Source organism: Paraburkholderia sp. BL18I3N2, assembly GCF_003001875.1.
Classification (GTDB): Bacteria; Pseudomonadota; Gammaproteobacteria; order Burkholderiales; family Burkholderiaceae; genus Paraburkholderia; species Paraburkholderia phytofirmans.
This window is the reverse complement of the sequence record NZ_PVNC01000016.1, coordinates 56,397-79,659: the sequence shown is the minus strand read 5'-3', so window position 1 is coordinate 79,659 and position 23,263 is coordinate 56,397. Positions and strand designations below refer to the sequence as shown.

Annotated in this window: 20 protein-coding genes; 4 read left to right on the top strand and 16 right to left on the bottom strand. The window is 63.0% G+C overall.

Annotation, left to right across the window (positions count from 1 at the left end; translation table 11 throughout):
* Window positions 1–20 precede the first annotated feature (20 nt).
* The 3 genes from B0G75_RS30265 to B0G75_RS30255 form a co-directional block, all read right to left on the bottom strand.
* Window positions 21–1,445 (bottom strand): aldehyde dehydrogenase family protein, encoded by a 1,425-nt coding sequence (locus B0G75_RS30265; protein ID WP_106313712.1) that lies wholly within the window; start codon window positions 1,443–1,445, stop codon window positions 21–23.
* Window positions 1,446–1,609: 164 nt separating this feature from the next.
* The gene (locus B0G75_RS30260; RefSeq protein WP_106313711.1) at window positions 1,610–3,202 is read right to left on the bottom strand and encodes an ABC-F family ATPase; all 1,593 of its coding nucleotides are present in this window, start codon (window positions 3,200–3,202) and stop codon (window positions 1,610–1,612) included.
* Between the two features lie 83 nt (window positions 3,203–3,285).
* Complete coding sequence (locus B0G75_RS30255) at window positions 3,286–4,335, bottom strand: NAD(P)-dependent oxidoreductase (RefSeq protein ID WP_106313710.1); 1,050 nt, start codon at window positions 4,333–4,335, stop codon at window positions 3,286–3,288.
* A 171-nt stretch (window positions 4,336–4,506) separates the two neighbouring features.
* On the opposite strand from B0G75_RS30255, the gene B0G75_RS30250 reads away from it, so the two are divergent.
* Window positions 4,507–4,713 (top strand): dodecin, encoded by a 207-nt coding sequence (locus B0G75_RS30250; protein WP_012433313.1) that lies wholly within the window; start codon window positions 4,507–4,509, stop codon window positions 4,711–4,713.
* A 125-nt stretch (window positions 4,714–4,838) separates the two neighbouring features.
* Here the strand turns inward: B0G75_RS30250 and B0G75_RS30245 are convergent, their stop codons facing one another.
* The 4 genes from B0G75_RS30245 to B0G75_RS30230 form a co-directional block, all read right to left on the bottom strand.
* Entirely contained in the window at window positions 4,839–5,945 is a 1,107-nt protein-coding gene (locus tag B0G75_RS30245; RefSeq protein ID WP_106313709.1) for a BMP family ABC transporter substrate-binding protein, read from the bottom strand.
* Between the two features lie 53 nt (window positions 5,946–5,998).
* A complete protein-coding gene (locus B0G75_RS30240; RefSeq protein ID WP_106313708.1) occupies window positions 5,999–6,928 on the bottom strand; it encodes an ABC transporter permease in 930 nt (309 codons plus the stop codon).
* 44 nt (window positions 6,929–6,972) lie between these two features.
* Window positions 6,973–8,079 carry an ABC transporter permease gene (locus B0G75_RS30235; RefSeq protein ID WP_106313707.1) on the bottom strand — a complete coding sequence of 369 codons (1,107 nt, stop codon included), beginning with the start codon at window positions 8,077–8,079 and terminating at the stop codon, window positions 6,973–6,975.
* A 75-nt stretch (window positions 8,080–8,154) separates the two neighbouring features.
* A complete protein-coding gene (locus B0G75_RS30230; protein WP_106313706.1) occupies window positions 8,155–9,756 on the bottom strand; it encodes an ABC transporter ATP-binding protein in 1,602 nt (533 codons plus the stop codon).
* A 250-nt stretch (window positions 9,757–10,006) separates the two neighbouring features.
* Between B0G75_RS30230 and B0G75_RS30225 the strand changes: the two genes are divergently transcribed.
* Window positions 10,007–10,939: a LysR substrate-binding domain-containing protein gene (locus B0G75_RS30225; RefSeq protein ID WP_074764203.1), complete on the top strand. Its 933-nt coding sequence runs from the start codon at window positions 10,007–10,009 to the stop codon at window positions 10,937–10,939.
* Between the two features lie 54 nt (window positions 10,940–10,993).
* Here the strand turns inward: B0G75_RS30225 and B0G75_RS30220 are convergent, their stop codons facing one another.
* A complete protein-coding gene (locus tag B0G75_RS30220) occupies window positions 10,994–12,391 on the bottom strand; it encodes an 8-oxoguanine deaminase (protein ID WP_106313705.1) in 1,398 nt (465 codons plus the stop codon).
* A gap of 526 nt (window positions 12,392–12,917) precedes the next feature.
* On the opposite strand from B0G75_RS30220, the gene uraH reads away from it, so the two are divergent.
* Entirely contained in the window at window positions 12,918–13,271 is a 354-nt protein-coding gene (uraH, locus tag B0G75_RS30210; protein WP_012433320.1) for a hydroxyisourate hydrolase, read from the top strand.
* Window positions 13,272–13,611: 340 nt separating this feature from the next.
* Window positions 13,612–14,805, top strand: coding sequence for a urate hydroxylase PuuD (locus B0G75_RS30205; protein ID WP_106313703.1), 1,194 nt, complete (start codon window positions 13,612–13,614; stop codon window positions 14,803–14,805).
* A gap of 442 nt (window positions 14,806–15,247) precedes the next feature.
* Here B0G75_RS30205 and B0G75_RS30200 read toward each other — a convergent pair whose 3' ends face one another.
* The 8 genes from B0G75_RS30200 to ldcA form a co-directional block, all read right to left on the bottom strand.
* Window positions 15,248–15,760 carry an ureidoglycolate lyase gene (locus B0G75_RS30200; RefSeq protein WP_106313702.1) on the bottom strand — a complete coding sequence of 171 codons (513 nt, stop codon included), beginning with the start codon at window positions 15,758–15,760 and terminating at the stop codon, window positions 15,248–15,250.
* Window positions 15,757–16,770, bottom strand: coding sequence for an allantoicase (gene alc, locus B0G75_RS30195; RefSeq protein WP_106313701.1), 1,014 nt, complete (start codon window positions 16,768–16,770; stop codon window positions 15,757–15,759). Before alc ends, B0G75_RS30200 begins: the two co-directional genes overlap by 4 nt.
* Before the next feature lie 72 nt (window positions 16,771–16,842).
* Window positions 16,843–17,364, bottom strand: a complete 522-nt coding sequence (gene uraD, locus B0G75_RS30190; protein ID WP_106313700.1) for a 2-oxo-4-hydroxy-4-carboxy-5-ureidoimidazoline decarboxylase — start codon at window positions 17,362–17,364, stop codon at window positions 16,843–16,845.
* Window positions 17,361–18,311 (bottom strand): allantoinase PuuE, encoded by a 951-nt coding sequence (gene puuE, locus B0G75_RS30185; protein ID WP_012433325.1) that lies wholly within the window; start codon window positions 18,309–18,311, stop codon window positions 17,361–17,363. The genes uraD and puuE overlap by 4 nt, the downstream gene beginning before the upstream one ends.
* A gap of 262 nt (window positions 18,312–18,573) precedes the next feature.
* A complete protein-coding gene (locus B0G75_RS30180) occupies window positions 18,574–19,416 on the bottom strand; it encodes an aspartate/glutamate racemase family protein (protein WP_106313699.1) in 843 nt (280 codons plus the stop codon).
* A 26-nt stretch (window positions 19,417–19,442) separates the two neighbouring features.
* Complete coding sequence (locus B0G75_RS30175; RefSeq protein WP_106313698.1) at window positions 19,443–20,924, bottom strand: NCS1 family nucleobase:cation symporter-1; 1,482 nt, start codon at window positions 20,922–20,924, stop codon at window positions 19,443–19,445.
* A gap of 333 nt (window positions 20,925–21,257) precedes the next feature.
* Window positions 21,258–21,998 carry a GntR family transcriptional regulator gene (locus B0G75_RS30170; RefSeq protein ID WP_106285568.1) on the bottom strand — a complete coding sequence of 247 codons (741 nt, stop codon included), beginning with the start codon at window positions 21,996–21,998 and terminating at the stop codon, window positions 21,258–21,260.
* 314 nt (window positions 21,999–22,312) lie between these two features.
* On the bottom strand, window positions 22,313–23,239 hold the full coding sequence (gene ldcA / locus B0G75_RS30165; protein ID WP_106313697.1) for a muramoyltetrapeptide carboxypeptidase: 927 nt from the start codon (window positions 23,237–23,239) through the stop codon (window positions 22,313–22,315).
* Between the last annotated feature and the right edge of the window lie 24 nt (window positions 23,240–23,263).

The window sequence follows — 23,263 nt, the reverse complement described above, 5'->3', positions numbered from 1 at the left end:
ATTGATGCCGGTCAGTCGAATCACGCCTTGAACTGCATGGACTTGAGTTCGAGATACTCTTCGAGTCCGTAGACTCCGTTTTCACGGCCAAAGCCCGACTGCTTGAAACCGCCGAACGGCGCAGCCATGTTCCACGTGCCGCCGTTGATATCGACCTGGCCGGTGCGGATGCGCCGCGCGACACCCGCGGCGCGCTCGTCGCTGCCTGCCCATACCGCGCCGCCGAGACCGTACGGCGAATCGTTGGCGATCCGAACGGCTTCCTCTTCGTCCTTGTAGGTCAGAATCGACAGCACCGGGCCGAAGATTTCCTCTTGCGCGATCGTCGCCTTGGGATGCACGCGGCCGAACACGGTGGGTTTGACGAAGAAGCCCTTCGACAAGCCGTCGGGCAAGCCCGCGCCGCCTGTCACCAGTTCGGCGCCCTCCTCGATTCCCTTGGCGATGTATTGCTGCACGCGCGCCTGCTGCGCCGCCGACGCCAACGGGCCGAGACGGGTCGTCTCATTGCGCGGATCGCCGGCGACGTAGGCCTCGGCGGCTTGCTTCGCCAGCGCGCGCGCTTCGTCGTAGCGCGATTCGGGCACCAGCATGCGTGTGTGCGCCGAACAGGTTTGCCCCGAGTTCAGAAAGCACGCGCTGACGGTGCCCTTGACCGCCGCTGCGAAATCCGCGTCGTCGAGAATGACCGACGCCGACTTGCCGCCGAGTTCGAGCGCCACGCGCTTGACCGTCGCCGAGGCCAGTTCGGACACGCGTTTGCCGGCGCGAGTCGAACCGGTGAACGAAACCATATCGACCGAAGGATGGCTCGCCAGCACCTCGCCCACCACCGGCCCATAGCCGCTCACGAGATTGAATACGCCGGCCGGCAACCCGGCTTCGTGGATCGCCTCGGCAAGCACGAAGGCGTTCAGCGGCGCGATCTCCGAAGGCTTGAGCACCACCGTGCAACCCGCCGCGAGCGCCGCCGCGACTTTCAGCGTGACCTGATTGAGCGGATAGTTCCACGGCGTGATCGCCGCCACCACGCCGACCGGCTCGCGCACCACCAGCGAATTGCCGACGCGTTCCTCATACTGGAACTCGCTTGCGAGCTTCGCATAGGCGCCCCAGTTGTAGACGGGGCCGCCTACCTGAATGGCGCGCGCGAGCTTCAACGGCATGCCGACTTCGCCGGCAATCAGGCCGGCCAATTCGTCGGTGCGCGCTTTCAGGTTCGCGGCGATCTTGCGCAGATACTCGCCGCGCTCGGCGGCCGGCGTCGCGGCCCAGCCATCGAACGCCACGCGTGCCGCGGCAATCGCGCTTTCAGCATCGGCCTCGACGCCTTCAGGTATGCGCCCCATGATCTCTTCCGTGCCCGAGTCGATCACGTCGATCGTGCCGGTGCCGCATGGCGCGATCCATTTGCCGTCGATATAGAGTTGCTCGTAGGTCTTCATGATGGTCGGTCCCTGTGTGTGTCGCCGGATGGTGTTCTATTCTAACCAGCATGCTGGAGAAGGCCGGTGGCTATGCGTGCGCCATGAAAAAAGCCCACTTCGGAGAAGCGGGCTTTGAGGTGCGGCGACGCGCAGCGAGATGCGGCGAGCGGTTCAGCCTTGCTTTACTGCACGCCCTGGCTCAACAGGAAGTCTTCGTAGTTGCCACCGAAGTCGTTCAATGTGCCATTCGTCTTCACTTCGATAATCCGATTAGCAAGACCACTCACGAATTCGCGGTCGTGCGACACGAAGATCAGCGTGCCGTCGAACTTGTCGAGTGCGATCTGCAGCGACTCGATCGATTCCATGTCCATGTGGTTGGTCGGCTCATCCATCAGCAGCACGTTGTGGCGGCCCAGCATGAGCTTGCCCCAGATCATGCGGCCCTTCTCGCCGCCGGAGAGCACCTTGACCGACTTGCGGATGTCGTCGGCATTGAACAGCAGCCGGCCGAGCGTGCCGCGCACCATCTGCTCGTCGTCGCCTTCCTGGCGGTAGCCGTCGATCCAGTCCATCAGCGTGACGTCGTCCGGAAACTCTTCGTACGTGTCCTGCGGCATGTAACCGACGTTCGCGTTTTCGGCCCACTTCACCGTGCCGTGATCGAGCGTGAGCTTGCCGAGCAGCGAGCGCAGCAGCGTGGTCTTGCCCGCGCCGTTCTCGCCGATGATCGCGATGCGCTCGCCCGGCTGCACGCTGATGCTAAAGTCGTTGAAAATCTGGCGTTCGTACTTCTTCGAAATCTTCTCCGCCACCACCGCGATGTTGTGCAGCTTCTTCTCGTACTCGAAGCGGATGAACGGGTTCTGCCGCGACGACGGCTTGAATTCCTCGATCTTGATCTTGTCGATCATCTTCAGACGGCTGGTAGCCTGACGCGCCTTCGACTTGTTCGCCGAGAAGCGGCGCACGAAGTCCTGCAAGTCGGCCACGCGTTCTTTCGCCTTGGCGTTGGCGTTCTGCTGACGCTCGCGCGCCTGCGTGCTCGCCAGCATGTAGTCGTCGTAATTGCCCGGATAGACCTTCAGCGTGCCGTAGTCCATGTCGGCCATGTGCGTGCAGACCTGGTTCAGGAAGTGTCGATCGTGCGAGATGATGATCATCGTCGAGTTGTACTGGTTGAGCACGTCTTCCAGCCAACGGATCGAGTTGATGTCCAGGTTGTTGGTCGGCTCGTCGAGCAGCAGCACGTCCGGCTTCGAGAACAGCGCCTGCGCGAGCAGCACGCGCAGTTTCCAGCCCGGCGCCACGTTGCTCATCGGGCCGTTGTGATCCTCGATCGCGATGCCGATGCCGAGCAGCAGTTCGCCCGCGCGCGCCTCGGCGGTGTAGCCGTCGTACTCGGCGAACTTCGCTTCGAGTTCGGCGGCGTGCATGTAGTCGTCGTCCGTCGCGTCGGGGTTCGCGTAAATCGCGTCGCGCTCGGTCATGGCGGCCCACATTTCGGCGTGGCCCATCATCACGACGTCGAGCACGCGCACGTCTTCGTACGCGAACTGATCCTGACGCAATTTACCGAGGCGGATGTTCGGTTCGAGCATGACGGTGCCCGAACTCGGCTCCAGGTCGCTGCCCAGGATCTTCATGAAAGTGGACTTGCCGCAGCCGTTCGCACCAATCAGGCCATAGCGGTTCCCTCCCCCGAATTTGACCGAGATATTCTCGAAGAGGGGCTTTGGCCCGAATTGCATGGTGATATTGGCGGTAGACAGCACGGCGCGTCCCTTTGAATGTGATATCGGCGAAAAACCGAATATTTTAGCAGGTTATCGCGAATTCAACCCGCGCGCCCGTCGCGCTACCGGCTTGGGACGCCGCGCGGCGTCTGTAAAACGTCGATGAAGGCCGACAGGTCGGCCTCCCCGAGCCCCATCGCCGCGCCGAGCCGCAGCAATTGCTGGACCGTCGACGACACCGGCATCGGCGTGCCGGTCTCGTACGCGGTCGCCGCCACTGTGTCGATGTCCTTCTGAAAGGTCCGGAACGCGCCGATCGGCGCGAGCCCGGTTTGGGTCATGCGCGGCACGAACGTCTGCAGCAGCACCGAATCGGCCCAGCCGCCGGCCAGACCTTCGCTCAGCCGCGAAGCGTCGAGGCCGCTGCGCTGCGCGAGGCTCACCGCTTCGGCAATTGCCGCCAGCGTCGCGGTGACGATGGTCTGATTGCACAGCTTGGCGGTCTGGCCCGCGCCGACGTCGCCCATGTGCGTGACACGCGACGCGTAGGCGCCGAGCAGCGGCTTGACGGCCTCGACGTCCGCCGCGGCGCCGCCCGCCATGACTGCCAGCGTGCCGGCGGTGGCGCCGGCCACGCCGCCCGAAACGGGCGCGTCGATCCAGCCGATGCTGCCGGCGGCCGCACTTTCGACCGCGTTCGGGTTCGCCCCGGCGTCCGTGTTCTTGCGAGCGCCTGTGCGTGGGTCCGCGCCTGCGTTCCTTACTGCAACTGCGCCGTCGCCAATACCCGCGCCCCCGTCCGCACCTCCAACCGTGCGAATCGCCGTCAGCGCCGCCGCGCGCTGCGCGAATGCGCGCGTCGCGGCCGGCGGGATGCTGGAGTGATCGACGATCCAGCGCAACCGGCCCGATACGGGCGCATCGGCACCAAGAAGGCCCGAAGCGCCGAACACGGTTTCCTCCACCGCCGCTGCATCCGCGACGCACAGCAGCACGGCCTCACACCGCGCGGCCAGTTCGCGCGGTGTATCGACCACTCGAGCGCCGTCCGCCGCCAGCGCTTCCGCCTTCGCCCGCGTGCGATTCCAGACATGCACGGTATGTCCCGCGCGCAGCAGATGCCGGATCATCGGCGCGCCCATCAAACCGGGACCGCAAAAACCAATTTCCACTTCGAACCTCGTCGAATATCAGATTGAGTTGCGCGGACATGATAACGGCGGCGCCTCGCCACGGCATACCGGGCACGGCATGTGCGACATGACTCCGTCACACGAGGCCGTTCGCGGCGCTCTCGTTGCCTATACTTTTTGAACACCAACGAAGATCAAAGGAGGAAGTCCATGTCCGAACACGTCTACAAACAGATCGAACTGACCGGCTCGTCGACCAAATCGAGCGACGACGCCGTCAGCACGGCAATCGCGAAAGCGTCGAAGACGCTGCGCAATCTGCACTGGTTCGAAGTGACGGAAACACGGGGCCAGATCGAGAACGACAAGGTGGCTTACTGGCAGGTGACGATCAAGGTCGGCTTGCGCATCGATTGACGCACCGAGAGCCTGGCCGTCAGCGCGCTAGAACTCCAGGGCAAAAAAAAGCTGCGTCCACATTGGACGCAGCTCCTGAAAGCAGCGGTTGCTGAGACCGCCGCCTGGTCGACCTGTTGGCGGCGTTACTTCGGCAGCGTGCCGTCCACGCCTTCCACATACCAGTTCAGGCGTTGCAATTCCGGATCGGTCAGCGTCTTGCCGGCCGGGACCTTCACCGCGCCGGACTGATCCTTGATCGGACCAGTAAACACGTCCCACTTGCCGGCCGCCAGTTCGTCACGCTTCGCCGAAACCTGCTTCTGGGCGTCAGCCGAGATTGCCGATGTATTCAGATCCTCCAGATTGACGGCCTTCTGCGGAATGCCCCACCACACCGGATCGTTCTTCCACTTGCCGTCCAGCACCTGCTGGATCGCCGCGTTGTAATACACGCCCCAGTGCGCGACCACCGAACCGAGGTGCGCGTCGGGACCGAACTTCTTCATGTCCGAATCCCAGCCGAACGCGTGCACGTGCTTGGCCGATGCCGTAGCGAGCGTGGCGCTCGAATCGGTGTTTTGCAGCAGCACGTCGGCGCCCTGGCCGATCAGCGTTTCAGCCGCCTGCTTTTCCTTGCCCGGATCGAACCAGCTGTTGATCCAGATAACCTTGGTGTGCACCTTCGGATTCACCGAGCGCGCGCCGAGCGTGTACGCGTTGATGTTGCGGATCACTTCGGGAATCGGCACCGACGCCACGAAGCCGAGCGTGTTGGTCTTCGTCACATAGCCCGCGGCAACGCCGGCGAGATAGGCGCCCTGGTACATGCGCACGTCATAGGTGCCGAAGTTCGCGGCCTTCTTGTAGCCGGTTGCGTGCAGGAACACAGTGTCCGGGAAATCCTTCGCGACCTTCAGTTCGAAGTCCTGATAGCCGAAGCTCGAACCGATGATGATCTTGTTGCCCTTGTTCGCCAGATCGCGGAACACGCGCTCGGAGTCGGCCGATTCCGGCACGTTTTCGATGCGCGTGATCTTGATCTTGTTGCCGAACTTCGCTTCCGCTTCCTTCGAGCCCTGATCGTGCGCGAAGGTCCAGCCCGCATCGCCCGGATTGCCCAGGTAGACGAACGCGACACCCGGCGCATCGGCGGCCTGCGCGCTTTGCGCGAGCGGCGCAGTCACCGCGGCACCGAGCGCCAGCGAGGCCGCGCCCCAAGCGCACGCGGTCAGCAGATTTCTTCTCTTCATGTTTTCTCCTGTCGTGTTTATCGAATGATTTGAAAAGCGGAGTCGATGGCCGGTCAGCCCGCCGAGAAAAACGGTTTGCCCAACGATGCCGGTGCATTCAGACGGATCGTGTTCGGATTGCGCGAGATCAGCACCAGCACGACGACCGTCGCGACGTACGGCAGCATCGCGAGGAATTGCGTCGGCACCGGCACGCCGATCGCCTGCGCGTAGAACTGCAGGCCGGTCACGGCGCCGAACAGCAGCGCGCCGATCAGCAGGCGTCCAGGGCGCCACGTCGCGAACACGACCAGCGCGAGCGCGATCCAGCCGCGGCCCGAAGTGAGCTGTTCCTGCCACAGGTGCAGGTTTACGATCGAGTAGTAGCCGCCCGCGAGCCCCGCCATGCCGCCGCCGAACGCCACCGCGCCGTAGCGCACGCCGACCACCGGAAAGCCGACCGAGTGCGCGACCTGCGGCGATTCGCCGACTGAGCGCAGCACCAGACCCGCGCGCGTGCGGTACAGGAACCAGCCGATCACCGCGAACATCAGGAACGCGAGGTAATCGAGCGGCGTGAGGCTGAAGAACGCGGGACCGAGCACCGGGATCTTCGAGAGGCCGGGAATCGTCCACGTGTCGATGGTCGCGCGCACCGCCGCCGACGTGTACGGCTTGCCGACATAAGCCGACAGACCGATGCCGAAGATCGTCAGCGAGAGACCGGTGGCGACCTGATTGGCGAGCATGGTGAGCGTGAGAAACGCGAACAGCAGCGACATGGCGAGACCGGCGCCGATCGCGGCGAGCACGCCGAGCCACGGGCTGCCGGTAATCGCGGTGACCGCGTAGCCGGTCACCGCGCCCATCAGCATCATGCCTTCGACGCCGAGGTTGAGAACGCCCGATTTTTCGGTGACGAGTTCGCCGGCGCCCGCGAACATCAGCGGAATCGCGGCGGTGACGGCGCTCGACGTAAGCGAGCTGGCTTGTTGAATGTCCATTTGGATCCGGCGCAAAAATCAGTGAACGATAAGCAGTGAGCGAGTCAGTGAGCCTGAGCGGCCAGCGTACGTCGGCGCACGCGGTAGTTCACGAACAGGTCGGCGCCGAGCAGGCAGAACAGCAACAGCCCCTGGAACACGCCGGAAAGCGCCTGCGGCAATTGCATCGAGGTTTGCACGGCTTCGCCGCCGAGATACAGCAGCGCCATCAGCAGGCTCGCGAGCACGATGCCGAGCGGATGCAACCGCCCCACGAACACGACGATGATTGCCGTGAAGCCGTAACCCGGCGACCACGTAGCCTGCAACTGGCCGATCGGGCCGGAGATTTCGCCCATGCCGGCGAGGCCCGCGAGGCCGCCGCTGATCAGAAGCGACGTCCAGATGGTCTTCTTGTCGGAGAAACCGGCGTAGCGCGCGGCGAGCGGCGCGAGACCGCCGACGTTCATGCGGTAGCCCGCGAAGCTCTTGCGCATGAAAACCCACACGAGCGGAATCGCGATCAGCGTGACGAACACCGACGCGTTCAGACGCGTGCCGCGCAGCCATTTGATGTGCCAGTCGCCGGAGAAAGTCGGATAGAGCGCGTCGCCGCTGAACATCTCCGAGAGCGGGAAGTTCATGCCCTGCGGGTCCCGCCACGGCCCGCTCACCAGGTAGATCAGCAACTGCGTGGCCACATACGTGAGCATCAGGCTGACGAGAATCTCGTTGGTGTTGAAGCGGCTTTTGAGCAGCGCCGGAATCGCCGCCCACGCCATGCCGCCGAGCACGCCGGCGATCATCATGGTCGGCAGAATCCACCAGCCGGCGGCTTGATCGAAATAGATCGCGACGCCGCTTGCGGCGATGCCGCCGAGCAGCATCTGCCCTTCGGCGCCGATGTTCCAGACGTTGGCGCGGTAGCCGATGGCAAGGCCAAGCCCGATCAGGCACAACGGCGACGCCTTCAGCAGCAGCTCGGACCAGCCGTTCACGCTGGACAGCGGCTCGATGAAAAACGCGTGCATGGCTTGCAACGGATCGCGGCCGACGAGGCTGAAGATCAGAAAGCCGATCGCGAGCGTGAGCAACGCGGCGATCAGCGGCACGGCCAGCTGCATGGTGCGCGAGGGTGTCGTGCGTGCTTCGAGTCGATACGGAAGAATCATGGGTAGCGTGTGATTTATTTGGTTCTCGTTCCGATGCCGGGCGACGTCACGCGTATTCGCGAGACAAACGCCCGCTCAGGCATGCGCCGGTTGTTCCGCCGAAGGCGCCGAGCCCTCGCGGTCGCCGAACAGGCCCGCCATCCAGCGGCCGATTTCCTCGGCGTTGGTCGCCCCCGTGGCGCGCACCGGCGAGAGTCTGCCGCCTGCGAGCACCGCGATGCGATCGCAGATGTCGAACAACTCTTCTAACTCCTCGGAGATCACCAGAATCGCCACGCCGCGCGCCGACAGATCGAGCAACTGCTGGCGAATGAACGACGCCGCGCCGACGTCGACACCCCACGTGGGTTGCGCGACCACCAGCACCTTGGGCGCCTGCAGAATCTCGCGGCCCATGATGTACTTCTGCAGATTGCCGCCCGACAGACTTTGCGCGAGCGCTTCGGAGCCGCCGCAGCGCACGTCGAAGGCGTCGATGCAGCGCTTTGCAAACGCGCGCATCGCGCCCGCCTTGATCCAGCCCGAACTCACCATCTGCTGACGATGCGCGGTGAGCAGCGCGTTTTCCGACAGCGTCATGGCCGGCACCGCGCCGCGGCCAAGCCGTTCTTCCGGCACGAAGCCGAAGCCGAGCGCGCGCCGCCCGCCCGCGCCGAGGCGCCCGGCCGCCTTGCCGCAAATGGTGACCGCGTCGGCCCGCACGCCGCGCTTTTCGCCCGACAACGCCGACAGCAGTTCCGCCTGGCCATTGCCCGAAACGCCCGCGATGCCGAAGATTTCGCCCGCATGCACGCCGAACGACACGTCGCGCAGCGAGGTGCCGAACGGGTCGTCGCTTTCCACCGAGAGTTGCTTCACATCGAGCAGCACGGCGCCCGGATTGTGTTCGCGCCGCGTGTAATCCGGCAGCGAGTGACCGACCATCAACTGCGCGAGCGACGCATGTGTTTCGCCCTTCGGCTTCACGTGACCCGTCACGCGGCCGCCGCGCATCACCGTCGCGGTGTCGCACAGTTCCTGGATTTCGTCGAGCTTGTGGCTGATGTAAAGGATGCTGCAGCCTTCGGCAGCTAATCGCCGGAGTGTCGCGAACAGCTTGCGGACCGCTTGCGGCGTCAGCACCGAGGTCGGCTCGTCCATGATCAGCAAACGCGGATTCTGCAGCAGACAGCGCACGATCTCGACGCGTTGCCGCTCGCCCACGGTCAGGCTGTGCACGTGACGCTGCGGATCGATATCGAGCCCGTAGTCGGCGGAGACTTCGCGGATGCGCCTGGACAGCGTCTTCAGATCGAAAGGTTCGTCGAGCGCGAGTGCAATGTTCTCGCCGACAGTGAGCGTTTCGAAAAGCGAAAAGTGCTGGAACACCATGCCGATGCCCAGTTTGCGCGCCGCCGCCGGGTTGGCGATTTCGACCGTCTGGCCTTCCCAGCGAATCTCGCCGGCGTCGGGCCGCACCGCGCCGTAGATGATTTTCATCAGCGTGCTTTTGCCGGCGCCATTCTCGCCGAGCACGGCATGGATTTCGCCCGGCGCGACGATCAACGTGACGTCGTCGTTGGCTCGCACGGCCGGGTATTGTTTGGTGATGCCCTGAAGCATCAACCGGGGCGCCGCCTGTTCCGGCCTGTCTGCCGGCTGCGCGGCGGCGCCGTCGCTATAAGAAGAGTCGCTCATGTGATTCCGTAGTACGCCAGTGACTGCCGGTTACAGCGCGTCCGCCCACCTTGCCGGCAAGCGATCCGTCACCACAACCGGATGACAATACCTAATTCGACCCACTCAGTCGAGCCGCCAAAATTCCCGCAAACCCGCGCCGTAGCGCGCTCTGCGGGTATCCCGCTCTTGACGTGGCGTTTCGTTCATATTAAAAGTCATATACCCCAATGCCCGTTCGATCAGCCAGAACATATATTTCGGAGAAGTCATGAGTCAGCAACGCGAGGCGATCGATACGTACCTGTTACGCGTCTTGCACACCCTGTTGATGGAACGCAGCGTCACGCGCGCGGCCGTCAAACTGAATCAATCGCAACCCGCCATCAGCGCGGCGCTGCGCCGTTTGCGCGACATCACCGGCGACCCGCTGCTGGTGCGCGGCAAATCCGGCATGGTGCCGACGGAATACGGCCTGCGCCTGCTCGAACCGGTGCAGAACGCGCTGCGCGAGATCGAACGTATCAAGTTCCAGCAGCACAACTTCGATCCGGCCACCTCCATCCGTTGCTACCGGATCGGCTGTCCGGACTACCTGAACGTGCTGTTCGTGCCGACGGTGGTCGAACGCTTTCGCCAGGCCGCGCCGAACGCGACGCTCGAGTTTCACTCGCTCGGACCGGCCTTCGACTACGAACTCGCGCTCGAAGACGGCAAGCTCGACATCGTGGTCGGCAACTGGCCGGAGCCGCCGGAGCAGCTGCACCTGTCGAACCTGTTCGTCGATCAGATCGTCTGCCTGATGAGCAACACGCATCCGTTCGCCAAACGCGGCGGTCTCACGCTCGACCAGTACCTGAACGCGCCGCATCTCGCGCCTACTCCTTATTCGGTGGGCCAGCGCGGCGCGATCGACGTGCATCTCGCGCGCGAGCGGCTCAAGCGCCATGTGGTCGTGACGTTGCCGTACTTCAATCTCGCGCCGTACGTGCTGATCAAGTCCGATCTGATCTTCACGACGACGCGTCTCTTTGCCGATTACTACGCCAAGTTTCTGCCGCTCACGGTCGTGCCGGCGCCGCTCGATTTCCCGCCGATGCAGTACTACCAACTGTGGCACGAGCGCGTCCATTACTCCGATGAAGTGCGCTGGTTGCGCAGCCTGGTCGCCGAAGCGACCAAGACGTTGATCGACAAGCCTTGAGTTTCTGCTTTGCTCTGCGGGTTATCGGCGCTCGCCGATAACCCGCTGCTTCTTTTACGCCGCCGCTTCGTAGAGCGTCTTCGCCAACCGGTTGTGCTGCTCGATGACCGGTCCGAGTTCCAGCGTCGTCAACTGTCCTTCTTTCACGACCACCTTGCTGCCGATCACGCTATAGCTCACTTGCGACGGCGCGCAGAACACGAGCGCCGCGACCGGGTCATGCAACGCGCCGGCAAAGAGCGGCTGACGCAGATCGAACGACACGAAATCCGCCGCCATGCCTGGCGCCAATGCGCCGATGTCGTCGCGATTGAGCACCTTCGCGCCGCCGAGCGTCGCGATTTCCAATGCCTCGCGCGCGGTCATTGCATCGGGCCCGAAACCCACTCGCTGCAGCAACAAAGCCTGACGCACTTCGGCGACCATGTGCGCGCCGTCATTCGACGCCGAACCGTCGACGCCCAAGCCCACCGGCACACCCGCTAAACGCATGCGCTTCACCGGCGCGATGCCCGACGCGAGCCGCATGTTCGAACACGGGCAATGCGCGACGCCGGTGCCGGTGCGCGCGAACAGGTCGATGCCCGCGTCGTCGAGTTGCACGCAGTGCGCATGCCATACGTCGTGACCGACCCAGCCGAGGTCTTCCGCGTACTCCGCCGGCGTCATGCCAAACTTCTCGCGGCTATATGCGATGTCGTTGACGTTCTCCGCCAGATGCGTATGCATCGACACGCCATACTGCCGCGCCATCACCGCCGACTCTCGCATCAGATCGCGGCTTACCGAGAACGGCGAGCATGGCGCGACCACCACGCGCAGCATCGCGTAACGCCCTTCGTCGTGGTACGTCTCGATCAGCCGCTGCGTGTCCTTCAGAATGTCCGCTTCACGCTCGACCACCGAATCCGGCGGCAAGCCACCGTCTTTCTGCCCCACGCTCATGCTGCCGCGCGCCGCGTGAAAACGCATGCCGATCCGGCGCGCCGCGGCGATGCTGTCGTCGAGGCGACTGCCGTTCGGATAGATATACAGATGGTCACTCGAAGTCGTGCAGCCGGAGAGCAACAGCTCGGCCATCGCCGTCAGCGTCGAGACTTCGATCATCTCCGGAGTGAGGTTTGCCCACACCTTGTAGAGGTTCGTGAGCCAGCCGAACAATTCGGCGTTCTGCGCGGCGGGAATCGCGCGCGTCAGGCTCTGATACATGTGATGGTGCGTGTTCACCAGGCCCGGAATCACCAGATGGCCGCGCATGTCCAGCACCTCGTCGGCGGTTTGCGGTAAATCCGCCGTCGGTCCGACCGCGACGATGCGGTTGTCCTCGATATACAGGCCACCGTCGCGCAGTTCGCGCCGGGCGCCGTCCATCGTGACCAGCACATCCGCGTGCTTCACCAGCATCGTTTTTTTCGGCTTATTCGTTTGATTAGCCGCTTGTTCCATCGTCATTCGTTTCTCCGCTTCATTGCTTCCGTGCAAAGCCGTTCGAACGCGATGTGACGGCGCTGCCGTGCCGCCGCGTCCCGTCGAACGCCGTTGGCCCGGTTACCCAGCGTGCTTCCGCCGTCTTCGGGGTGCGCGCCGCGGTCGAATCGTGTTTGCTGCAACGCACAGGCGTAACCTTCGACGGCCAAAATAATGCTGGCAACTCACGCCAATGCGATACCCAACTTCAGGCCGTCGATATAGTGGGTCTTTTTTGGCGCCGGTACGATCCGCCGGTAAGGCAATTGCGCTGTAATAGTCGAAGGAATCGAGTCTTTGCGGCTTTCAGCAGGCTGTCCGTCATGCGCCAGCTATTATCTTTCCTATCTCGCGCGCGCTGAACGGAACATCCTTTTTACAATGGCTGTCACGGCGCTCGCTTCAATTCGCCGACGGGTATGTAGCCACTGACGTGGAGCCTCGATCCGCCGCAAACGTATCTGGATCGGGCTGCCGCCGAAACCTCGCATTCACACAAGGAAAATTGCGAATGGGAAAGCTCACTACCCATGTGCTCGACACCGCGAACGGCCGCCCCGGCGCGGGCATCAAGGTCGAACTCTTCGCGCTCTCAGGCGACACGCGCCGCGCGCTCAAAACCACCACCACCAATGACGACGGTCGTTGCGACCAGCCGCTGCTCGAAGGCGATGCGCTAGTCGCGGGCGAATACGAACTCGTGTTCGGCGCCGGCGACTACTTCGCGTCGATCGGCACGAAGGTGCCGGAGCCGCGCTTCGTCGATCGCGTCGTCTTGCGCTTCGGCGTGGCCGACGCCGGCGCGCACTATCACGTGCCGCTGCTCGTGTCGCCTTGGTCGTACAGCACGTATCGCGGCAGCTAAAGGAGACATCTGTCGCGAGGTGCTGGAAAGAGGTTGGAGAAAGCGAGGTCGGGTTCGCGCAGCATGACGATCGCGCTCGATTGCATTGCGCAGATGCTCAGGGAGACCCAGGCGAGCACCCGCGAAACGCAATCGAACGCACGCGACTCGCCCCGATTCGAACTCAACCCGACCAACGGAACGAGCCAATAAAAAAACGGCGCTGTGCGAACTGAGCGCATCGCGTCTTCACCCCGCAGTCTGCGCAGTGACGTGCTGCCCTGCCAACGACCCGTCAGCCGGGTTTCAGAAGGCACATAACGTCGCTGCGTGTACAACGAATCAGAAGTGGAGGAGTTTCATGGAAGGCTTTATCACAGACTGGTTGAATCTGGCGATTCGCTGGTTTCACGTCATCGCCGCGATTGCATGGATCGGCGAATCGTTTTATTTCGTCGCGCTCGACAACAGCCTGAAACCGCCAACGGACCCGAACCAGCGCAGGCGCGGCGTGTTCGGCGAACTATGGCACGTGCACGGCGGCGGCTTCTACAACATGCAGAAGTACACCGTCGCGCCGCCGGAAATGCCGGACGATCTGCACTGGTCGAAGTGGCCGTCGTACACCACGTGGCTGTCGGGCTTCGGTCTCTTTACCGTGCTGTATCTGTTCTCGCCGAGCACTTACCTGATCGACAAGAACGTGCTGGATATGGGACCAGTAGTCGCCGTCGCCTCGGCGCTCGGCTTCCTCGCCGCCGGCTGGATCGTGTACGACTCGCTGTGCCGCATTCTCGGCAACAAGGACAAGGTGCTCGGCATCTGCGTCGGCGTGTACGTGCTGATCGCGGCGTGGCTCGCATGCCATATCTTCGCGGGCCGCGCGGCTTACCTGATCATGGGCGCGATGCTGGCGACGATCATGTCGGCCAACGTGTTCTTCGTGATCATTCCGGGCCAGCGCAAGATGATCGACGCGATGCTCAAGGGCGAGACGCCGAACCCGATCTACGGCAAACGCGGCAAGCAGCGCTCGGTGCATAACACATATTTCACGCTGCCGGTGGTGTTCGCGATGCTGTCGAACCACTACGCGATGACCTATACGCATCCGTATAACTGGGCCGTGTTGCTGGTCATCATGCTGGCCGGTGCGCTGATCCGTCAGTTCTTCGTGATGCGTCACCGTGGCCAGGTGTTGTGGTATCTGCCGCTGGTCGGCATCGCGCTGATGTTCGGCGCCCTCTTCTGGACGATGCCGAAGCCGGTCGTGCCGCAAGCGCAAGCTGCGAACGCGCCGGTGGTCCGCGTGGCCGACATCGCACCCGTGCTGCAACAGCGCTGCGTGGCGTGCCACTCCGCGCATCCGACGATGATGGGCAGCGCCCCGGCCGGCGTGCTGCTGGATACGCCGGATGAGATCTCGCAGAACGCGCAGCGGATCTATCAGCAAGCCGTAACGCTGAAGGCCATGCCGCTCGGCAACGTGACGCACATGACGGACGACGAGCGGATGAAGATCGCCGCGTGGTTCCAGGGCGGCGCAGTGAAGTGAACATCGGGCCGCGCGCGGTGCCCGGCCTGGCGATGGATAAAGCAAAGAAAGAGCGGGCTTTTCGCGCGAGCGGGAAGCCCGCCTTTTTGTTTGGCGGTGGTGAGGTCGATGGGTCAAAAAGGTTCATATCGTTTTGTAGCCCAAGGGCGACAAACGAGTCCGTAGTTGCTGCCTTATGAGATTCGATAAAGCTGGCACCTGCCAAAATTGGCGCCTGGAGAAACTACAAATCGGTAACCGGCGTGCGCATGGAATCGCTTGCCAGTGACAATATGAACGTATTTGTGGGCCTGGCCCAGTCAATTGACCACGGCCTGAAGTCCGCCGCGCGCGGACTAAACGCTCAACGACCGCAGCACATCCACCAAAACAAAAGCCCACAGCACTCATCATGCTGTGGGCTTCTTCACGTCGACCTGAACGCTACGTTAAAGCAAAATACTCAAATCACGACCGCGCTCAACGCATCTTCAGTGAGCCACAACGACTCCACGAGATCCTGCTCATTGAGATTGAGTCCATCGCCGCCACGATCGACGACGATAAAGTCGCTCACGTCGCCCAACGCGATCAGCGGATGGTGCCAGACGCCCTTCGCATAGTTCACGCCCTGCCAGCCGCTCGTCACGAACGCGCGAATCTTCGACGCGTCCAGCTCGCCTGCCGGCGCCACGACCACCAGATACGGCTTGTCGTTCAGCGGCACGAACGCCTGGCTGCCGAGCGGATGCCGCTCGAGCATCTTCACTTCGAACGGCAGCGTGCGTGGCTGCCCGCGAAACAGGTTGACAAGTGTGCGGCCGTTCTCGTCGCCGACGTCCACTTTCGCGAGATCGTGAAAGCGGATCGTCGTGCCGAGGTTAATCGGAATCTGCTTCGCGCCTTCGAGCTCGATCACGTCGCCGAACTCGGCGAACGCTTCTTTCGTCAACGGTTCGATCGCGAGCGTTTTCATGATGCGAGCGTGCCCCAAAGACGCAGACGTGACACGCCGCCGTCCGGAATGATGTTAAACCGCACGTGCGTCACCGGACCGAGCGCCGCAATTTCGCTTTCGAAATAGTGCTGGTTGTCCATCTTCAGCTTCTGTTCGCCGAGCAGCACCGGCCAGAACATGGCCTGCGTAATCAGCGAGCTGTCCGTGCCGCCCGTCACGTAGGCAGCCTGAATCGAACAGCGGTCCGGAAAGTTGCCCTTGAAGTGCGCCGTATCGACTTCGATCTTTTTGATCACGCCCGGCTGCGCCAGCGCGACGATCGCCCAGTCGTTGCCCGGTTCGCGACGGCGGCGCGTTTCCCAGCCGTCGCCCATGTTCACGCCACGGCCCGGCATCAGGATCGTCGACGCAGCGCCGAAGTGCTGATTGTTCGCCGCGACCAGATACGCGCCGTTTTCCATCGCCGCCAGATCGAACTGCTCCGTGCGGCTCGCGCCGGCCCAATCGACTTGCGGTTGACCATACACACGCAGACGCGCGATGCCGCCATCCGGGTAAATGTTCACGCGCAGATGCGTGTACGCGTTCGCGTCGCTGACTTCGTGGTAGTGGTGGCTATTGCCTTGCAACGTGGTCGACAGCACGATTTCGGTCCATTGCGTCGACTGGTTCGGTGCGCCGTCCACCACGCGCGCGGCTTCCACCGACGCCGCCGGCGGGAAGTTGCCCGTGAAGTGGCTGGTGTCGAGATCGAGACCCTTGATCACGCCCGGCCGCGCCAGTTTCACGACGCACCAGTCATAGCCGTTGGCGCGCTTGCGGCGCGTTTCCCAGCCGTCCATCCACTTGCCGTTGTCGTCGTACTTGCCCGGAATGAAGACGGCCGGCTCCGGATTCAGCATGCGTTCCTTCGGTGCGAAGAAATCGTCGCTGGCCTCGAGCGCCTGCGCGCCCAGGCGCGGGTCCGCCAGATTCACATAGCGGCGCGTGAATTCCGGTGCGTTGGGGTCGAGAATCGGGAGTGCCATCTTTGTCTTCCTTAGTGTTGGTCAGTGCTCAAAAAACGTTTCGGTTCGAGTCCAGCGACGCGCGGTAAAACCTTACGCGTCGATCAGGTCGTCGAGCCGGAAACGTGCGATGCGGTAGATCTGATCGAGGCTCGCGCGCAGTTCGTCGGCGCGGCTATTGTTCACGCGCGCCTCGAAGTTCGCGATGATGCCGTGACGGTCATACCCGCGCACGGCGAGAATGAACGGAAAGCCGAATTTCTCGCGATACGCGGCGTTCAGCGCGAGCAGCCTGTCGAACTCCTCCTGCGTGCATTGCGCGAGGCCGGCGCCGCTCTGCTCACGCGTGGACTCGGCGGTCAGTTCGCCGCGCACCGCGGCCTTGCCAGCGAGCTCCGGGTGGGCGTTGATCAACGCCAATTGCTTCTCTTCGCCTGAAGTCTCGACGATATCCGACATCTTGCGATGCAGTTCGTCGATGCTTGCGAAAGGCCGTTGCTGCGCAGCGATTTCCGCGACCCACGGCGAGTGCTCGAAAATGCCCGACAGCGCTGCCACGAACGCGTCGGTCGAGGTGCTGTTGAGTTGGTCCAGAGTGTATTGCATCGCCTTCATGCCGCAGCCCCGCGGTTGTTTTGTTGATAAGGGTGATGTTCGCGCCAGTGGCGCGCAATATCGACGCGCCGCGTGACCCACACGCGATCGTGCTGTTCGATATGGTCGAGGAAACGTTGCAGCGCGCGGAAACGCCCAGGGCGTCCGAGCAGACGGCAGTGCATACCGATCGAAAGCATCTTCGGTGCTTCGTCGCCTTCTTCGTAGAGCACGTCGAACGCGTCGCGCAGGTACGTGAAGAAGTGGTCCGCAGTGTTGAAGCCTTGCGGGCTCGCAAAGCGCATGTCGTTGGTGTCGAGCGTGTACGGCACGATCAGTTGCGGCACTTTCGCGCCGCCTGTCACGTCCACGTCCATCCAGAACGGCAGATCGTCGCCGTAGTAATCCGAGTCGTACAGGAAACCGCCGTATTCGGCGACCAGACGCCGCGTGTTGGGACTGTCGCGGCCGGTGTACCAGCCGAGCGGACGCTCGCCCGTCACGCGCTCGATGGCTTCCATGCCGAGGCGCATGTGCTCCGCTTCTTTCTCCGGCGCCATGTCCTGATAGTGAATCCAGCGATAACCGTGGCAGGCAATCTCATGCCCGAGTTCGACGAAGGCACGCGCCAGTTCCGGATGCCGTTCGACCGCCATGCCGACGCCGAACACCGTGAGCGGCAGCTTGCGCTTCTCGAATTCGCGCAGGATGCGCCAGACGCCCGCGCGCGAACCGTATTCGTAGATGGACTCCATGCTCATGTGGCGCGCCGGAAAAGACGCGGCGCCGACGATTTCCGACAGAAACTGCTCCGAGCCGGGATCGCCGTGCAGCACGCAGTTTTCACCGCCCTCTTCGTAATTCAGGACGAATTGCACCGCGACACGCGCTCGACCCGGCCAGTTTGCCTGCACCGGGTGGCGGCCGTAGCCGATCAGATCGCGTGGGTAGTTCGGGTCGAGTGGCATGGTTTGACGAATGCGTGGTGACGGTACGTAAAATTCGCGTGGAACTCATGTTATGTGCACATGAGGGCGTGCTTGAGTTTGCGTGCTGCATGCAAATGACTCATGCGGGCGCTAGCGAAACCGCGCCAGAAAGAGCACTGAAAGCAGCAGAAAAAAGCCTTTCAGGCAGCGGCGGCGAGTTGGACCAGTGTAGCGAAAACACCCGGGTGCGCCCATACACCCGGGCAGATAGTGCGTGTCAGACTGAAAGTATGTGCGATCCCTATTCTGTAGTGTTTACCCGCAATAAATCGGCCGTTCCCGCGTTTTCCGGCGCATTTGCGGCGGAAATGACGGTAGCGCCGCGTGGGGCACGCGGATTCGGATCGGCGTCGGTTGGACTGAAGGACGCCAGCGCGCCGTCGTAGCGCTTGGCCAGCGGCCGCGCGTAATCGCCGCGTTTGGCCGTCGAAAGACGCAGCGCGACCAGCGCCTCGGTCCACTTCACAGCCGCCGTCACGCCCTCGATCACCGGTACGCCGAGCGCGTCTTCGATCTCCGCGCACAACTCGGCCATGCCCGCGCAGCCGAGCACGATCGCGTCCGAACCGTCTTCGGCGAGCGCACGCCGGCATTCGTCGAGGATGATGCGGCGCGCCGCCGAGCCTGGCTTGTCGAGGTCGAGCACCGCGACGTCGGTGGCGCGCACGTTGCGGCAAAAGCGCTTCATGCCGTAGCGCTCGGCGAGGTGCCACGCCATGCCGCACGTGCGCGCCAGCGTGGTCACCACCGAGAAACCCGGCGCCAGCACGCTGGCCGCGTGCATCGCCGCCTCGGCAATGCCGATCACCGGGCCACGCGCCAGCTCGCGCGCGGCATACAGGCCTGGGTCGCCGAAGCAGGCGATCACGTAGCCGTCGCAGCCTTCACGCTCCCCGGCGGCAACTTCGGCGAGCAAGCCCGGCGTGGCGAGCGCTTCGTCGTAATAGCCCTCGATCGACGGCGGCCCCATGGTCGGATTCACCGCGATGACTTCGGTGCCCGGCGCGGCGACTTCGCGCGCGCAGCGGCCCATTGCTTCCGTCATGCGTTGGGTCGTGTTCGGGTTGATCAGTTTGATACGCATATCGACTCCTGTTGCGTCCGCAAAATTCAGCGTGCAAGAACACGATAGAACAACGCAGCGAGGCCTGCGCCGATAAACCACGAGAAATTCGCCATGCCGTCGAGCGCGGGCACCATCACGCAGACCACCGCGATCACGGCAGCCGGCAGCAACGCGGCGACCGCCCGGTAGTTGACGCCGTTGCGATACCAGTACGAACCCGTCGGCGAAACCGTGTACAGATCGTCGAGAACGATCTTCTGGCGCTTCACGAGGAAGTAGTCGACGATCAGGACACCGTACAACGGCCCGATGAAACTGCCGAGCACGTCGAGCGTGTAGTGAATCACGGCTGGGTTGTTGAACAGATTCCACGGCGTGATGAAAATCGACGCCACCGCCGCGAGCATGCCGCCCATGCGCCAGCTAATGAGGCGCGGCGCAACGTTGGAAAAGTCGAAAGCCGGCGAAACGAAATTCGCGACGATGTTGATGCCGATGGTCGCGATCGTGAAAGTCAGTGCGCCGAGAATCACCGCGGTCGGATAGTCGATACGGCCCACGGTTTCGACCGGGTCGGTGATCAGTTCGCCGAACACCGGCAGCGTGGCCGCGGTCGTGATCACCGTCACCAGCGAGAAGGCCAGAAAGTTGACCGGCAGGCCCCAGAAGTTGCCCCGCTGCACGCTGCGGAAGCTCTTACCGTAGCGCGAGAAGTCGCCGAAATTCAGCATCGGTCCGGAGAAATAGGACACCACCAGCGAGATCGCCGTGATCATCACCGGCACGACCTGCATGCCGTGATATTTGACGCCGCCCAGGTTGATGCCGATGTTGCGCCACCCTGCGCGATACACCATGTAACCCGCGAGAATGAACATCACCACATAGACGGCGGGGCCGGCAAAGTCGATGAACTTCTTGATGGTCTCCATGCCGTGCCAGAACACCAGCGCCTGCAACACCCACAGCAGCATGAAGCCGGTCCAGCCGAGCGTCGAAAGCCCCAGGAAGCCGTGGTGATGGACGTCGGCATAAGGGAGCAGTTGTGGAACGAACTTCAACACGACGATCACCAGCGCGCTCGACGCCAGATAGGTCTGGATGCCGTACCATGCGACCGCGATCAGGCCGCGAATCACCGCGGGAATATTCGCGCCGAGCACGCCGAAGGTCGCGCGGCACGCCACCGGATACGGCACGCCGTTCGCCTGGCTCGGCTTGGCGATCAGGTTGCACAACAGGTTGACGATCGTAATGCCGACCAGCAGCGCGATCAGCACCTGCCAGCTCGTCAGGCCGAGCGCGAACAGACTGCCCGCGAATACGTAGCCGCCGACGCTGTGCACGTCCGACATCCAGAACGCAAAGATGTTGTACGCGCCCCAGGTTTGATGCCGTAATGGCGCGAGGTCCTCGTTATAGAGGCGGTCGCTGTAGCCTGCGGGCATGGACGGTTCGCTGGATGCGCCGTCGTCTGCATAAGTGGGAATTGCGGGATTGCCGGGCGCTGCACTGAACTGAGCCATGATTCCTCCTTGGAATAGGGACCGTCGATAGCGAATCGAAGGACGTTGCATCGGCCATGCCAGTCGCGCCCTCCTCGTCCGTATGAATCGAGGGTCCTGGCGCGTCTGTCCGGCCGTGCCGCGGATGTCTCCGTACTTGAAGTACTTGTGGTTATCGCACCGCCAGCAGCCGCGAAGTCCAGCGATGCGTCATTACCCGAGGTCCGTCGCCCGGCGGCGGACAGGCGTGCACAAGCCGGCAGCGCTCGCGCCGAGCCGCCTTGCAACGCTTGATTCGTTCAGTTCAATTCAGTGCGGCGCGCACCGGCAACGGGCGCACGCCGGCCGCCTGCCTCAGCCTGGCGCGGACTTGGTCTTCGATGAATCTCTGGCTGCACCGTTGAGTGCGCCGAACACTTCATGCAGATCGGCCGCGCCACGTGCGGGGCGGTCCAGCATCTTCAACTCGACGCTTTGCAAATGGCGCGACATCAATGCCGCCGCCTCTTTTGCATCGCCGGCGTCGAGCGCGGCGAGAATGGCTTCGTGGTCCTCGAACGAGCATGGGCTGCGTCCGAGCGACTCGTACAGCGCGGAAATCAGCGTAGAGCGTGCCACCAGGCCGTTCAGGCAGTCGCACAACACGGCGTTGCCCGTGAGTCCCGCCAACTCGGTGTGAAACTCTCCCGACAGACGAATCCACGCCGGAAAATCACGCGTTTCGAACGCTTTGCGTTCCCGGCCGATCATGCTGCCGATGCTCTTCAAACGCCGCATGCCGTGGCCGCTGCAGATCTTTTCGACCACCGCGAGCTCGATGATTCGACGCATCTCGAACACTTCGTGCACTTCCTGCAGCGACGGACTTGCCACGAACGCCCCGCGATTCGGTTCGAGATCGACAAGGTGGTCGGTGGCCAACTGCGCCAGCGCCTGCCGGATCGGGCCGCGCTTCACACCGAATACTTCGCACAACTGTGCTTCTGTCAGCTTGGCGCCCGGCGCGAGCCGATGCTCGAGGATCGCCGCGCGGATGCGCTCGGTGATCGCTTCGGGTTTCAAACTATTCGCGGCGGCGGAGTCTGTGTCGGACATGATGTTCGTCTCGGTATGTTGGTCATCATAGGATGGACATTAAAATTGTCAACAATTTTTGACCTGAATTTCGACAATCTTCGGGGAGAGGCATACCTGATATGCCGCTCGTATGGTCCGCGCGGCCTGTGCTGTCTCGGCATGAGTTTAATTAGATGAGGCGGCGACCGTCTATTGGCGGCTGGTTTTGTCAACAAAATTGGCGCAGCTTCCGGGTCCTTCTGTTGGCAAGTACGCCGCAAAAACCGACCGTTAGTTGCGTTGTAGAGGACAAAAAGAAAGCGGACGACCGCCCGCCCCCTCGCTCCGCCAGTTCAGGCGAGGTATGGATAGCCCGACAAGCTTAGTTTGAACCCGTGTGCATCCGCGACGAGATGCGCGTCCGCGCCCACCGGCAGCGTCAGCATGTTGCGAACATGCCCGAATTGCAGCCCGCTGACGACCGGAATGCCGATTACCGACCTCACTTGCTCGATCATTGCGTGCAGGTCGTAGCCGTTGTCGTATTCATAGGGTTTGGCGCCGGAGAAATCGCCCAGCACGAGCGCCTGTTGCTGCGCAAGAATGCCGGACAGGTGCAACTGATAGATCATCCGCTCGACCCGGAACGCTTGCTCGTTGACGTCTTCGAGAAAGAGGATGCCGCCCTGCACCGGCGGCATGTACGGCGTGCCGATCAGCGACGTCAGCACCGCCAGATTGCCGCCCCACAACATGCCGGAGACGTCGACCGGCTGCGCTTGCGGCGTGTTGTTCGAGATCGTCATGGTCGGCTTCGTCACCGCCGACCAGAAGTGGTGCATGGTGAATTCGCTCAGTTCCTCCGCGCCGAAGTCGCTCATCACCATCGGGCCGCCGAAAGTTTTCACGCCGGCGCGTGCCAGCAGCGCAAGCTGGATCGCAGTGAAATCGCTGTGTCCGACCAGCGCGATCGGCTGATCGGTCAGCCGCCGCTGCAACCCTTCGTAGTCGAGTCCGTGCAGGATGCGCACCGCGCCGTAGCCGCCGCGCACAGCCAGCACGATGTCCGGCAACTTACGCGACGGATCGGCGAGCCGGTTCAGATCGGCCGCGCGCTCGCCATCGGTGCCAGCAAAGCGCTGGTAGCGACGCTTCGTCGTCTCCACGCCATCGACGCGATGCCCCTGCGCATGGAAGCGCTGCAACGCGCGATGCAGCACCTCGGGGTCATGCGGATACCCGGACGGCGCGATCAGTTGGATGGTGCGATGGACGGTCATTGGCAAGACCTGGTTGGACGTTGT